The organism is Tatumella sp. JGM130 (assembly GCF_018257525.1).
Classification (GTDB): Bacteria; Pseudomonadota; Gammaproteobacteria; order Enterobacterales; family Enterobacteriaceae; genus Tatumella; species Tatumella punctata.
The window spans coordinates 90,270-104,158 of the sequence record NZ_JAERJS010000001.1; the positions used below are offsets into that span (position 1 = coordinate 90,270).

Here is a 13,889-nt window from a genome sequence, read left to right on the forward strand (position 1 = left end):
AATATGCTATTTTGTCACAGCTCTTGCAAGAATGTAGCTTTCATCCCTGAGATTACGATCGGCTGCTGTTTTTTCAGACAAAACTGGTGAGATTTATGCTTTTTATGGTTAAAAAAATGATAGGCGCAGTGCTGTCTCCGCTGCCGTTAATCATTATTTTTATGGCATCGGGACTTATTTTGCTCTGGTTCAGCCGCTGGCAGAAATCCGGCAAAATTATGCTTTCGGTCAGCTGGCTGGTTTTACTGCTGTTAAGCCTGCAACCGGTGGCCGATCGTTTACTGGCCCCTCTGGAAAATCACTATCCCACCTGGCAAGGTGAGCGTCCGGTCGATTATATCGTGGTGCTGGGGGGCGGCTATACCTATGACCCTCACTGGGCGCCGGGGTCTAATCTGGTGGGTAACAGTCTGCCAAGGGTGGCAGAAGGTGTCAGACAATGGCGATTAAGCCCCGCGGCTAAGATGATTTTTACCGGTGCAAGAGCCGGCGATAACCCGCGCAGTAACGCCAGTGTTGCCGCAGAAGTTGCTGTCTCACTTGGCGTCCCCGCCACTGATATTATTCAGCTCGATACTCCCAGAGATACGGCCGAAGAAGCCGCCGCCGTAAAAAATATCGTCGGCCGGCACTCTCTGCTGCTGGTGACATCTGCCAATCATCTGCCCAGAGCGATGATCTTCTTCCAGCGTCAGGGGCTGCACCCCTGGCCGGCACCGGCAAACCAGCTGGCGATCTCCGGCCCGTTAACTTTCCTGGAAAGGATAACGCCTGCTGCCATCTGGTTATCTCACAGCGAACGGGCCTGGTATGAAACACTGGGGCAACTGTGGCAAAAAATCAGCAGCTGAAGCTTATTCAGCAAGCCACGGAAGCAGTTGCCTCCTGGCTTCAGCAAAGTCCTGTGCTGAAAATGGCTGGTTACAGACAACCTGCTCTGCCTGATACCATAGGCGGTATAACGGGCAACGCCAGATAAAGCCTTCGTCCAGCGGGTGTCTGTGCCGGTATTTAAGAATAATCGCTTGTCCGACAGGTTCATTCCATAAACGGAACAGTTCAAATTCCGCCGGTGCCCAGAGTATACGGCCGGGCTGAACCATCGCCAGCAGACTTTCCGTATGAGGGTCTTTGATAATATTGCTGAGCTCAAGGTTACCGTGCAGCATAACATTCGGCTGACTCAGATCAGCAAACAGCTGCTGATAGTTACGCTGGGTCAGTGACAGAAATTGCAGGTCTGCAGCAGAGAGGGCTGTTTGTTTTTTTTGCCTGAGCAGAGACCACAGAACCGTGGTGTACTGCCTGTACCAGTCCGGCCAGCTGAGTGACTGACAGCTGTCAATATAACCACTCATATTATCTGCTGACTGACTGTGCCAGCTGCCCAGCCCGTCTGCAATCTGTTGTGCCAGCCGTTCCTGAGCACCAGGAGAACGGACCGGCGCTGCGGCAGAAATTCCTCCCAGCCTTTCCACCAGCAATAATTCATGAAAGGGTAACCGGTCACTGAATACAACACCGTAGACGGCAGGTACAGGGACCGACCCGTGCTGTCGTAATAACATCAGTTTTCTGGCCTGTTGTTCCGCGAGGCCGGGTTGCGAAAAATCACGCACCACCATCGGCATCGCCTGACCGGACCGGTCATAAAGTGCATACAGGCAGGAGTGAGGCTGACAGTTAAGGGGTTCTATCCGGCCGACAGACTCCCCGAGGATAAGACTGAGCTCTGATTTTAATCGTTCCATCTTCCCTCCTGATACCTCGCTGTATCAGCTGCCGGGCGGTCATCAGCTCAGGATGTCGCGCACACGTTGCAGATCCGCAAGTGTATCAACCCCGACACTCGGCGTTTCCAGGGCCACATCGACATGAATTTTTTCGCCGTACCACAGAACCCGTAACTGCTCCAGCAGCTCTGTCTGTTCCAGGGCGCAGGGCTCCCAGCGGATATAACGACGGATAAATCCTGCCCGGTACGCATAAATGCCGATATGTCTGAGTAGCGTATCTCCGGCCTGTTCGCGGGATTCGGCATAACGCTGGCGATCCCACGGAATAGTCGCCCTGGAGAAATATAAGGCGTATCCCTGATGATCAGTGACAACTTTAACCGCATTAGGATTAAACGCCTCTTCTGCATCAGTGATCGGTACAGCCAGCGTTGCCATTCCGGAGGTTGCGTTCGCCAGATTACCGGCAACCTGACGGATGATCGCCGGCGGAATCAGTGGTTCATCACCCTGAACATTTACAATAATCGTGTCGTCAGGGAAGTTATATTTCTCAATAACTTCAGCCAGTCGTTCAGTACCGGAATGGTGGTCTTCGCGTGTCATACAGACCTCCCCGCCGGCAGCCGTGACTGCGGCTGCCACTTCAGAATGATCCGTAGCAACGATAACCCGTGATGCTCCTGAGGCCGCGGCTTGCTGCAACACACGAACAACCATCGGTAATCCGTTAATATCCATTAATGGCTTACCGGGCAGACGGGTAGATGCAAAACGCGCAGGGATGATGACCACAAAACTCATGACAGTTTCTCTTCCGCGGTCAGCGTCCTGGCTTCATTTTCCAGTAAAACCGGAATGCCATCACGCACAGGGTAAGCTAATCCGTCGGCTTTACAGGTCAGTTCCTGAAGTTTCTGATTATAATGCAACTTACCATTACAGACAGGGCATGCCACTATTTCAAGTAAACGATGATCCATATTTCCTCCATCAGGGTGCAGAGCGTTAGCATATCACAGCCGCCCGGAGAGGAGACATTGTTTGTCACCCGCAGAAAGCATCAGAGGCCATAAAATAGCCTCTGACAGAAGAAAGACAAAACAGAAAAAATGCAGCCGTCAGCGCGGCGACACCCGGCTGAGGATATTGTCCAGCAAAGGGCCGACAGCTGTCCCGCAGAGCCGGGCACTTACGGGTAAATACCACCAGTTTTCTCTGGCAAAAGCACGACATTTTACGGCGTCTTTTTCGGTCATCAGTAATTGCTGATCACCGGTCAGCAACTGTTCCACTTCATCAGCACTGTAAGCATGATGGTCAGAAAAAGCGATTTCGGCCTGCAGGACTAGTCCCTGTTCCCTGAGGGTGTTAAAGAAACGGGGCGGATGGCCGATACCTGCCATAGCGATAACATTTCTTAGCTCAGACAACTTACGGGTTTCACCGCTCAGTAAATTAACCGCATCTCCGGCCGCAAGGTGCATACTGATTTCACTTTCCCCGGCAGTCCCCCCATTAATCACTACCGCATCAACGTCACTTAATCTTGAGCTTCGTTCACGCATCGGACCGGCAGGCAGCCACCAGCCATTGCCAAACCGGCGGACTCCGTCAACCACCACAATTTCAATATCCCGTTGCAGTGCGTAATGCTGTAACCCGTCATCCGTCACGATAACATCAATAGTATACGACTGCAGGACGGCTGAAACCGCGTCTGCACGTACCGGTGCAACCGCGACCGGCACTCCGGTACGCTGATAGATCAGTACCGGTTCGTCGCCGGCTTCCCCGGTGGTGGTTTTATCATTAAGCAGCAGTGGATAACGGTCGGCTTTTCCGCCATAACCCCGTGATACCACTGCCGGACGTAACCCCCTGGCCAGCAACTGTTCCACCAGCCAGATCACCACCGGGGTTTTACCGTTTCCGCCGGCAGTCAGGTTACCGACCACCACCACAGGCACCGGTGCCCGCCAGCTTTTGCGCCAGCCTTTACGGTAACTTAACCGTAACAGCGTAGTGACTGCGCCGTACAGCAGAGAAAAGGGCAGCAGTAAGCGCCACCACCCTGACTGACCACTCCACAGCCGCTCAATCATTTGCCAAACTGCATTTTATGAAGTTGCGCGTAAACACCCCGCTGCTCCAGCAGGTCGGTGTGTGAACCACGTTCAATAATTCTGCCGTCTTCCACCACCACGATTTCATCGGCTTTTTCGATGGTCGACAGACGGTGAGCAATCACCAGCGAGGTACGGTTTTTTTGCAATTCATCCAGCGCTGACTGGATTGCCCGTTCAGATTCGGTATCCAGTGCTGAGGTAGCTTCGTCCAGAATCAGTACCGGACAATCACGTAACAATGCCCGCGCGATGGCAATACGCTGACGCTGACCACCGGATAACAGTACACCATTCTCACCAATCACCGTATCAAGACCATTATCCATTTTTCCGATAAAGTCCATGGCGTGGGCCATAGTGGCAGCCCGTTCTATTTCTTCACGGCTGAATTCTGATTCCCGGGCATAGGCGATATTATTCGCGATAGTATCATTGAATAAATGCACATTCTGAGAAACCAGCCCGACCTGATTACGTAAGGAATGCAGGGTGTATTCCCGCAGGTCATGACCATCCAGCGTAATCTGGCCGGACTGAATATCGTAAAAACGGGTCAGTAAACTGGCGATTGTTGACTTACCTGACCCCGAACGTCCGACTAAAGCAACGGTTTTTCCTTCCGGCAGGGTCATGGAAATATCGTGTAAAGCCGGGGTGTCACGGCCGGGATAGCTGAATGTGACATTACGGAACTCAATATCACCACGGGCACGCTCCAGTACTTTAGTCCCCGTATCCACTTCCTGTTCGGAGTCAAGGATAGTGAACAGGGTCTGACAGGCCGCCATACCACGCTGGAACTGTGCGTTAACGTTGGTCAGTGATTTCAACGGACGCATTAAGGCAATCATCGAGGAAAAAACTACGGTAATTGTACCTGCAGTCAGGGTATCCATCACCTCCGGGAAGCTGGCAGCATAGAGCACAAAAGCCAGTGCCAGTGAAGCAATCAACTGAATAATAGGGTCAGAGATTGACGATGCTGACACCAGCTTCATCCCCTGCTGACGCATACGGTTACTGACCACATCAAAACGTTTGGTTTCCACCTGCTGTCCGCCAAAAATAAGGACTTCTTTATGGCCTTTCAGCATTTGCTCTGCGCTGGTAGTCACTTGTCCCATGGTGTTCTGCATGGATTTACTGATACCACGGAAACGCTTAGATACCATACGGATAGCGACAGAGACGATCGGGGCTAACACAATCAGAATTAACGATAACTGCCAGCTGTAGTAAAACATCATAATAAACAGGCCAATGATGGATGCACCTTCTCTGACCACTGTTACCAGGGCACTGGATGACGAAGAGGCTACCTGCTCAGAATCATAAGTAATACGCGACAATAATGTGCCGGTCGACTGTTGATCAAAGAAGGCAACCGGCATGCCCATCATATGGGAAAATAAACGACGGCGCATGGTCATAACAACATGACCGGACACCCACGAAATACAGTAACTTGAGACATAACTGGTCACACCACGGATCAGCATCAGACCCATTACCGCTAATGGCATCCATATCAGCACTGATTTATCGGCTTTTCCGAAACCATCATCAAGTAAGGGTTTTAGTAACGATAACATCAGGGTATCGCCTGCGGCATTCAGTACCAGAGCAACCGCCGCCACCACTAATCCCGCCTTGTGCGGAGTAATCATTGGCCATAGTCGACGGAATGTCTGCCACGTTGAGAGATCTTTATCTGGATGCATTATTTCTTCACGTTGTTTGGGATTACGGCTTATTCTACCTGGATTCGGCTTTTACGCCAAACCACTGATGATACCAGCGCCGGGAAATTTGTTCGCGCATTTCTAAAACCTGATAACTGTCCTTATAAATACGCAGGGAAATTTGTCCCGAGACAGCAGTATCAAGCCAGCGAAACCCCGCATCACGATAGCGTTTGATCACCGCTGGGGATGGCATCTTCCAGTTGTTATAACGGGCCAGCGAGGCCATTGCCAGCTGACCATTGACCCGCCGTAATAATACCGGGGCAGACGAAGTATTACTGCCGTGATGAGGCACCTGGATAAATGTAGAGCGTAACTGTTCCTTTTCCAGCCTGACAAGTTCGCGCTCCGCGCGCCGTTCGAGGTCACCCGTCAGCAATAAACTAAACTTACCATCACTGACTCTGATCACACAGGAGTCGTCATTCTGACCGCTGACCCTGCTCTGCGGGGGCCACAGCACACTAAACGTCAGCTTTTTCCACTGCCATTGCTCACCACGAAAACAGGATAAATCTGCGGGCCGGGCCAGCGCAGTGCGCAGCGGTATAGCGGGCCAGCGGTTGCTGATACTCCCCTGACCGCCATAATGATCGAGATGGCGGTGGCTGATAATCACCTCCTGCGGCATTAACTGTCGCTGCTGTAACCAGGGGATAATAATTCTCTGTCCGGTATCCCCTTGCTGCCAGCGATTGCCGGTGTCATAAATAACTGCCTCTTTCCCCTGACTGATCACTATCGCCAGACCATGTCCGACATCCAGCATATCTGCACGCCATTGCTCCCCCGCGGAAGAATAACGCCATAATAAACAACTCAGTAATACAGCGCCGCCTGAGCCGGAAAAATACCGGCCAAAGCCGGCACGAAAAAATAGCAGCCCTCCCCAGGCAATGGTCGCCCACAAAAAGAAATCGCTGACCGGAAACCAGCTGGCAGGTTGCGCTTCAAGTACCGTGACCATCAGCACCACGGATTTGTCTGCCAGCATCCAGAATACAGGAGAGAGCCCTGTGGGTGTCAGCAGAAGCGCTATGCCTGCCAGGGGTAATGTCAGTAATGACACGACAGGAATAGCAATCATATTGGCCGGTAACGCAGCCAGACTGACTCCGTTGAATAACAGTGCCTGCAAGGGCAGCATTAATAGCATCATTCCCAGTTGTAAATGCAATAACCGTAACCAGAACCAGCGGACTGGACGCGAAAGATAGCGGGGTAAAGAAAACCACCGGTACCAGATCAGCAGCATCAATACCGCCAGCATAGATAGCCAGAAACTGTCGGAAAGGATCAGTACAGGATCGCTGATCAGTAAGCCTGCCGCACAACTGATCCACACCTGCCAGCTATTCAGATTGAAACGGTAATTCCGGATAAACATCCACAGTGTAAGGGCCAGCATCGCCCGTAATGCCGGTGCCAGACCTCCGGAGATCCAGGTATAGAGTGCCGCTAATAGCCACCCTGCCACCTGTGGAAATTGCGGGCTGATATAACGCTCCGATAGCCCTTTCTGCATACTGCGGGCCAGCCACCAGCCAAAGCTACCCGCCAGACCAATATGCATGCCGGAAATCGCCATCAGATGCGCCACCCCTGTTTCACGGAACAACTGATTAGTTCGCTGAGGGATATTGTCACGCAGGCCAAATAAAAGCGCCTGAAGTACCCCTGACTGGCTACTGATGACATCTCTTCTCTGGCCCGATTAATCACCCGGGATCTCAGGCTGCAACTCAGATTCTGCGGCTTTTTAGCCAGTACTTTTCCCTGTAACGGCCAGTAATTTGCCAGCGCATAACGTTGCTGATCATATCCCCCTTCATTTAACTGGCCATGCACTGGTCGCAGCCTGAGACGCATTTCCCAGCGTTGCCCCGGGCAAAACTCAGTCACTGTATCACCTGCGGTCAGCCAGGCAGAGAGTGCCGGGAAGCGCTGTCGCCCTTCCGCCTGATGTATCTGTACCCGGATCCGTTTGCGGCTGATTTCGGTTGCCGCGACTGTGACCACCGCATTCAGCGGACGGCGGGTCAGTTGTTCCACTTCACGTAATTGCTGAGATGCCACCAGCACTCCCCAGCTGAATATCAGGCCAGACCAGGCGATAGCCCATAACCAGGCGTTATCAGTCTGTAATAACATCAAAGCAATGACCGAAATAAAGACCAGTACTGGCGGTGCCGGTAATACGGGCAAAAATAGCAGCGGTATCAGGCTGACGGTGGTTATCCAGGCAAAAATAATCAGGTTCACAAGTGTCTCCCGTTTATCAGGAGAAAATAATCATCGTTTGATTTTGTTACTGATACACGGGGGATGAATAATTGCGACAAAAGACGCAAGGTGAAAACAAGCTGATGATTAGAGGGTGAAAATTCAGCGGCGCGGGTCGTACACTGTTACGGGCAAAAAAAAACGGTACCCTGAGGTACCGTTTTTAGCATCCAATGAGTTCAGGCTCAGACATTATTCACTAATGTTTGCACGATCTCGTAGCTCTTTTCCTGGTTTAAAGTGGGGAACGTATTTACCTTCCAGTTCCACTTTGTCACCCGTTTTCGGGTTACGGCCAGTACGGGGAGCACGATAGTGCAGAGAGAAACTGCCGAATCCCCGGATTTCGATACGCTCACCCTGTGCCAGGGTCGATGCCATATGTTCAAGCATCTCTTTTACAGCATCTTCAACAGCCTTAGCCGGAATATGTGTTTGCTGGCTGGCAAGGCGTTCGATCAACTCTGACTTAGTCATGAATCCTCCGGTTAATTCCTTTATGGAACATTTGACAGCTGACCTGAGCGGACAACAACCGCGGGTTGTTGTCCGTCATTTCAGGCAGATTACTCGCCTTTAGATGCTGCTTTGAAAGCTTCAGCCATTGCGTTAGAGAAGTTGCTTTCGTCAGACTGTTTGTTGTTAACAGTTGCGATTGCATCTTTCTCGTCAGCTTCGTCTTTTGCACGAACAGACAGGCTTACAACACGGTTTTTACGATCAACACCGGTGAATTTAGCTTCAACTTCGTCGCCGACATTCAGAACCAGAGTTGCATCTTCAACGCGGTCACGTGAAGCTTCAGAAGCGCGCAGGTAACCTTCAACGCCGTCAGCTAACTCAACTGTAGCACCTTTCGCATCAACTGCCGTAACTTTACCAGTCACGATCACGCCTTTCTTGTTCAGGGTGATGTAGTTGTTGAAAGGATCTTCAGCCAGTTGCTTAACGCCTAAAGAGATACGCTCACGTTCTGCATCGACCTGCAGTACAACAGCGGCGATTTCGTCGCCTTTCTTGTACTCACGCACGGCTTCTTCGCCGGTCGCGTTCCAGGAGATGTCTGACAGGTGAACCAGACCGTCGATACCACCGTCCAGGCCGATGAAGATACCAAAGTCAGTGATTGACTTGATTTTACCTTCAACGCGATCGCCTTTGTTGTGAGTTTCTGCGAACTGCTGCCATGGGTTAGATTTACACTGCTTCAGACCCAGGGAGATACGACGACGTTCTTCGTCGATGTCCAGAACCATAACTTCAACAACATCACCCACGTTAACAACTTTAGATGGGTGAATGTTTTTGTTAGTCCAGTCCATTTCAGAAACGTGTACCAGACCTTCAACGCCTTCTTCGATTTCTACGAAGCAGCCGTAATCAGTCAGGTTGGTCACGCGCCCCGTCAGACGGGTACTCTCAGGGTAACGCTTAGCGATAGCAACCCAAGGATCTTCGCCCAGCTGTTTCAGGCCCAGAGATACACGGGTACGCTCGCGGTCGAACTTCAGCACTTTAACAGTGATTTCGTCGCCAACGTTGACAATTTCGCTTGGATGTTTAACACGTTTCCACGCCATATCAGTGATATGCAGCAGGCCGTCAACACCACCCAGATCAACGAATGCACCGTAGTCAGTCAGGTTCTTAACGATACCTTTAACTTCCATGCCTTCCTGCAGGTTTTCCAGCAGTTGATCACGTTCAGCACTGTTCTCAGATTCGATAACCGCACGGCGGGAAACCACCACGTTGTTACGTTTCTGATCAAGCTTGATTACTTTGAATTCAAGCTCTTTGCCTTCCAGGTGCAGAGTATCACGAACCGGACGCACATCTACCAGTGAACCTGGCAGGAACGCACGAATACCGTTCAGCTCAACAGTGAAGCCGCCCTTGACTTTGCCGTTGATAATACCGGTAACAGTTTCAGCTTCTTCATACGCTTTTTCCAGCGTGATCCAAGCTTCGTGACGTTTAGCTTTTTCACGGGACAGCAGCGTTTCACCGAAGCCGTCTTCTACAGCATCCAGGGCTACGTCAACTTCGTCGCCTACCTGGATTTCCAGTTCGCCAGCTGCGTTTTTGAACTGCTCTGCAGGAATTGCAGATTCAGATTTCAGACCCGCATCAACCAGAACGATGTCTTTGTCGATAGCAACAACAACACCACGAACAATGGAACCCGGACGGGTTTCGATTTCTTTCAGGGACTCTTCAAAGAGTTGAGCAAAAGATTCAGTCATATTGATAATCTTCAGGATTCTTCAATTTAACGTCCATCTGACATCATTGTCGGATGGGGTTGTTTCACATACCCCGCACCATCCGTGGTACGGGGGTAAAGCATTCTGTCGGCGCGCTGGCCAGAACTCAAACGAGATCTTTCAACCGTGACCTGGCATATTCAAGTGTTTTTTCAATCACTTGCTCAATAGTCATGCCAGTAGAATCAATAACCAATGCATCCGCCGCAGGCACCAGCGGAGCCACGGCACGGTTACGATCACGGTCGTCCCGTTCTTTTATCTCAGATAAAAGGCGCTCAAAGTTAACACTAAAGCCCTTTTCCTGCAACTGTAGCATACGCCGTTCTGCTCTTTCTTCGGCGCTGGCATCGAGGAAAATCTTCACTGCGGCTTCAGGAAACACGACCGTTCCCATGTCACGGCCATCAGCAATCAGCCCCGGCGCTTCTTTAAAAGCCCGCTGCCGCCGTAAAAGAGCTTCCCGCACCCGCGGGAACGCTGCGACTTTAGACGCCGTATTACTGACATCCTGGGTACGGATTTCGCTGGTCACCTCTTCACCTTCCAGAATAACCTGCAGCTCACCGTCAACGGAGAGAAAACGCACATCAAGATGCGCTGCAATCGGAACCAGCGCTTCTTCCGAGCTGATATCCACGCGATGATGTAACGCCGCCAGGGCCAGCACCCGATAAATCGCGCCGGAGTCCAGTAAATGCCATTGCAGTTTCTCAGCAATCGCTTTACACAGCGTGCCTTTCCCGGCCCCACTCGGGCCATCAATCGTCATCACCGGGACCGTTGTCATTATAATCTCCTTTATCGCTGATCTGGATTTCTCAGCATATAAATACACCGTTTGCCTTAAGTATACCTGTGGCGAACGGAAGTCGCAGTGACTTATTCCGCCACAGGGGCAAAAAAACAGAGTTTTCAGCTAAGACGGCAACCACCGGGTGAGATAAACCCGGCGCAACCGGACTAAATACAGACCAGAACAGAGAAAGTCCACTGATAATTAATGACTGACAGCAGCCAGCTGGTGGAAATAATCAGGGAAAGTTTTTGCTGTACATCCGGGGTCGAGAATAGTGACCGGGGTATCCGACAATGCAACCAGAGAGAAACACATCGCAATACGATGATCATTATAGGTTTCAATGTCTGCATGTTTCAGGGTAGCAGGCGGCGTAATACGAATAAAATCATACCCCTCTTCAACTGTTGCCCCGACCTTACGTAATTCAGCTGCCATGGCCGCAAGCCGGTCGGTTTCTTTTACCCGCCAGTTGTAGATATTCGTCATCAGGGTAGTACCTTCCGCAAACAAGGCAGTGGTGGCAATAGTCATCGCCGCATCAGGGATGTGGTTCATATCCATCTCTATCGCCTTCAGTGCGCCACGGGTACAGGAAATATAATTATCCCCCCATTCAATCACTGCCCCCATTTTTTCCAGCACATCAGCAAAGCGAATATCGCCCTGTACACTGTTGCGGCCAATACCGGTGACACGGACAGTACCGCCTTTAATTGCCGCAGCAGCCAGAAAATAAGAAGCCGATGAGGCATCCCCTTCAACCAGATATTCGCCGGGAGACTGATACTGCTGCCCGCCCTGAATAACAAAACGCTGGTATTGCTGGTTTTCAACCCTGACACCAAAACATTTCATCAGATTCAGCGTGATATCAATATATGGCTTTGAAACCAGTTCACCGGTAATGGTAATGGTTGTCTGTTCACTGGCTAAAGGCGCAGTCATCAGCAACGCAGTCAGAAACTGGCTTGACACACTGCCATCGACACTGATTTCGCCTCCATTGAACCCGCCGTTCAGGCGTAATGGCGGGTAGTTTTCATTTTCCAGATAGCTGATATCAGCTCCCCCCTGACGCAGAGCATCAACCAGGTGACCGATTGGACGTTCTTTCATTCGTGGTTCGCCGGTCAGGATAATATCTTTACCCGCCAGGCTTAAGGCCGCCGCCAGCGGACGCATCGCCGTTCCCGCATTCCCGAGGAATAACTCAACAGGAGCTGCGGCATGTAACGGGCCACCGATCCCGGTGACAACACATTCGGTACGATCTGCAGATAATGTATATTCAATCCCCAGCAAGCTCAGTCCATTAAGCATGTACTTAATGTCATCACTGTCCAGCAGATTCGTCAGGCGGGTCGTTCCTTTGGAAATTGCAGCTAACAATAGCGCGCGGTTTGACACACTTTTCGAGCCGGGTAAATTTACCGTACCGTCAATACGGGCTACAGGTTGTAAGGTCAGAGAATCCGGCATGTCAAAAGTCACTCTTTATAAAAGATCAAAACCCCGCCACTGGCGGGGTAAACAAAAAGGCCAGTAAATCACCACTGGCTTAGCCATGGCGGCGTTCAAAATCGAGCATAAACTCAGTCAGTGCTTTCACACCCGCCAGCGGCATGGCATTGTAAATAGAAGCCCGCATTCCGCCAACCACCCGGTGCCCTTTGAGAGCATGCAGTCCGTGGCTGACAGACTCGTCCAGAAACAGCTTATCCAGCGCGGAATCTGCCAGCTGGAAAGGGATATTCATCCGCGAGCGGTTGCTGTCTGCAACATTATTACGATAGAAATCACTGTGATCAATGGTGCTGTAAAGAAGATCGGCCTTCGCCTGGTTGACTTTATCCATTGCCGCGACGCCGCCCTGCTCTTTCAGCCACTGGAATACCAGTCCGGACAGATACCAGGCAAAAGTTGGCGGGGTGTTAAACATTGAGTTATTTTCTGCCAGCACCGAGTAATCGAAGACAGAAGGCAGATCCTTACGGGCTTTACCCAGCAGGTCTTCACGGACAATAACCAGTGTCAGCCCGGCAGGACCGATATTTTTCTGGGCGCCGGCATAAATCACCCCGTAGCGGCTGACATCGATCTCACGGGATAAAATGGTGGAGGAGAAATCAGCGACCACTATTTTATCGCCGAAATCCGGCTGCTCATCAATCGCGGTACCATCGATGGTTTCATTCGGGCAGTAATGCACATAAGCAGCGTTATCATTCAGCTGCCATTGGCTCATGGGTAATAACGCAGTTTTACCTTCTTCAGTGACTTTAATATCAATAATATTCGGGGTACAAAATTTAGCGGCTTCTTTAACCGCACTGTGCCCCCAGTAACCACCATCAATATAGTCAGCCTGGCTGGCACCATTCAGTAAATTACCGGGTACTGCCGCAAACTGACCACGGCCACCACCGTGGCAGAACAATACTTTATAATTGGACGGGATTTTTAATAAATCCCGGAAGTCCTGCTCTGCCGTTTCAGCAACGCTGATAAATTCTTTGCTGCGATGGCTGATTTCCATTACTGAAGTGCCCAGACCCTGCCAGTTAACCAGATCCTGCTGTGCACGACGAAGTACTTCTGCTGGCAACATTGCCGGGCCAGAACTAAAATTATACACCTGCGTCATTTATACTCACCATGGTTACATCGAAACGATTATCAGATACCTGTCGGTTGTATCACTGCCTGAAAAACGCTGCAATAATTAATCGGTCTGCAGGACGATTTTTATGACTCTCCGGTTAATCCCCTGACCCTGATGTTTATTTTTTTCCGGACAACGGCTTATTTCGGCTCCGGGTAACGGAGTTATAACGGGGAGATTTTACTGTCGGCTGATAGCGGTCATCGTATAAATTCCGTATCATTACCCCAACACATCTGTTTATCACTCCCCGGGAGAACGCGGC

13 protein-coding genes are annotated in these 13,889 nt (G+C 50.9%); 1 reads left to right on the top strand and 12 read right to left on the bottom strand.

What is annotated here, in order from left to right; translation table 11 throughout:
• Positions 1–95 precede the first annotated feature (95 nt).
• Complete coding sequence (gene elyC, locus JK211_RS00385; protein ID WP_212706688.1) at positions 96–851, top strand: envelope biogenesis factor ElyC; 756 nt, start codon at positions 96–98, stop codon at positions 849–851.
• A 3-nt stretch (positions 852–854) separates the two neighbouring features.
• Here the strand turns inward: elyC and JK211_RS00390 are convergent, their stop codons facing one another.
• The 12 genes from JK211_RS00390 to serC form a co-directional block, all read right to left on the bottom strand.
• Positions 855–1,751: a phosphotransferase gene (locus JK211_RS00390; protein ID WP_212706689.1), complete on the bottom strand. Its 897-nt coding sequence runs from the start codon at positions 1,749–1,751 to the stop codon at positions 855–857.
• Positions 1,752–1,793: 42 nt separating this feature from the next.
• Positions 1,794–2,540: a 3-deoxy-manno-octulosonate cytidylyltransferase gene (kdsB, locus tag JK211_RS00395; RefSeq protein ID WP_212706690.1), complete on the bottom strand. Its 747-nt coding sequence runs from the start codon at positions 2,538–2,540 to the stop codon at positions 1,794–1,796.
• Positions 2,537–2,719 carry a Trm112 family protein gene (locus JK211_RS00400; RefSeq protein WP_212706691.1) on the bottom strand — a complete coding sequence of 61 codons (183 nt, stop codon included), beginning with the start codon at positions 2,717–2,719 and terminating at the stop codon, positions 2,537–2,539. Before JK211_RS00400 ends, kdsB begins: the two co-directional genes overlap by 4 nt.
• Before the next feature lie 138 nt (positions 2,720–2,857).
• On the bottom strand, positions 2,858–3,841 hold the full coding sequence (gene lpxK / locus JK211_RS00405; RefSeq protein WP_212706692.1) for a tetraacyldisaccharide 4'-kinase: 984 nt from the start codon (positions 3,839–3,841) through the stop codon (positions 2,858–2,860).
• Positions 3,838–5,586 (bottom strand): lipid A ABC transporter ATP-binding protein/permease MsbA, encoded by a 1,749-nt coding sequence (gene msbA, locus JK211_RS00410; protein WP_212706693.1) that lies wholly within the window; start codon positions 5,584–5,586, stop codon positions 3,838–3,840. The genes lpxK and msbA overlap by 4 nt, the downstream gene beginning before the upstream one ends.
• Before the next feature lie 34 nt (positions 5,587–5,620).
• Positions 5,621–7,303, bottom strand: a complete 1,683-nt coding sequence (locus JK211_RS00415) for a DNA internalization-related competence protein ComEC/Rec2 (protein ID WP_371734555.1) — start codon at positions 7,301–7,303, stop codon at positions 5,621–5,623.
• Positions 7,198–7,872, bottom strand: coding sequence for a DUF4131 domain-containing protein (locus JK211_RS16860; RefSeq protein ID WP_249213729.1), 675 nt, complete (start codon positions 7,870–7,872; stop codon positions 7,198–7,200). Before JK211_RS16860 ends, JK211_RS00415 begins: the two co-directional genes overlap by 106 nt.
• 213 nt (positions 7,873–8,085) lie before the next feature.
• Positions 8,086–8,370 (bottom strand): integration host factor subunit beta, encoded by a 285-nt coding sequence (ihfB, locus tag JK211_RS00420; protein ID WP_038019815.1) that lies wholly within the window; start codon positions 8,368–8,370, stop codon positions 8,086–8,088.
• A gap of 89 nt (positions 8,371–8,459) precedes the next feature.
• A complete protein-coding gene (gene rpsA, locus JK211_RS00425) occupies positions 8,460–10,139 on the bottom strand; it encodes a 30S ribosomal protein S1 (RefSeq protein ID WP_212706694.1) in 1,680 nt (559 codons plus the stop codon).
• Between the two features lie 127 nt (positions 10,140–10,266).
• On the bottom strand, positions 10,267–10,950 hold the full coding sequence (gene cmk, locus JK211_RS00430; RefSeq protein ID WP_212706695.1) for a (d)CMP kinase: 684 nt from the start codon (positions 10,948–10,950) through the stop codon (positions 10,267–10,269).
• A gap of 210 nt (positions 10,951–11,160) precedes the next feature.
• Positions 11,161–12,441: a 3-phosphoshikimate 1-carboxyvinyltransferase gene (aroA, locus tag JK211_RS00435; protein WP_212706696.1), complete on the bottom strand. Its 1,281-nt coding sequence runs from the start codon at positions 12,439–12,441 to the stop codon at positions 11,161–11,163.
• Between the two features lie 79 nt (positions 12,442–12,520).
• Positions 12,521–13,606, bottom strand: a complete 1,086-nt coding sequence (gene serC, locus JK211_RS00440) for a 3-phosphoserine/phosphohydroxythreonine transaminase (protein WP_212706697.1) — start codon at positions 13,604–13,606, stop codon at positions 12,521–12,523.
• Positions 13,607–13,889 lie beyond the last annotated feature (283 nt).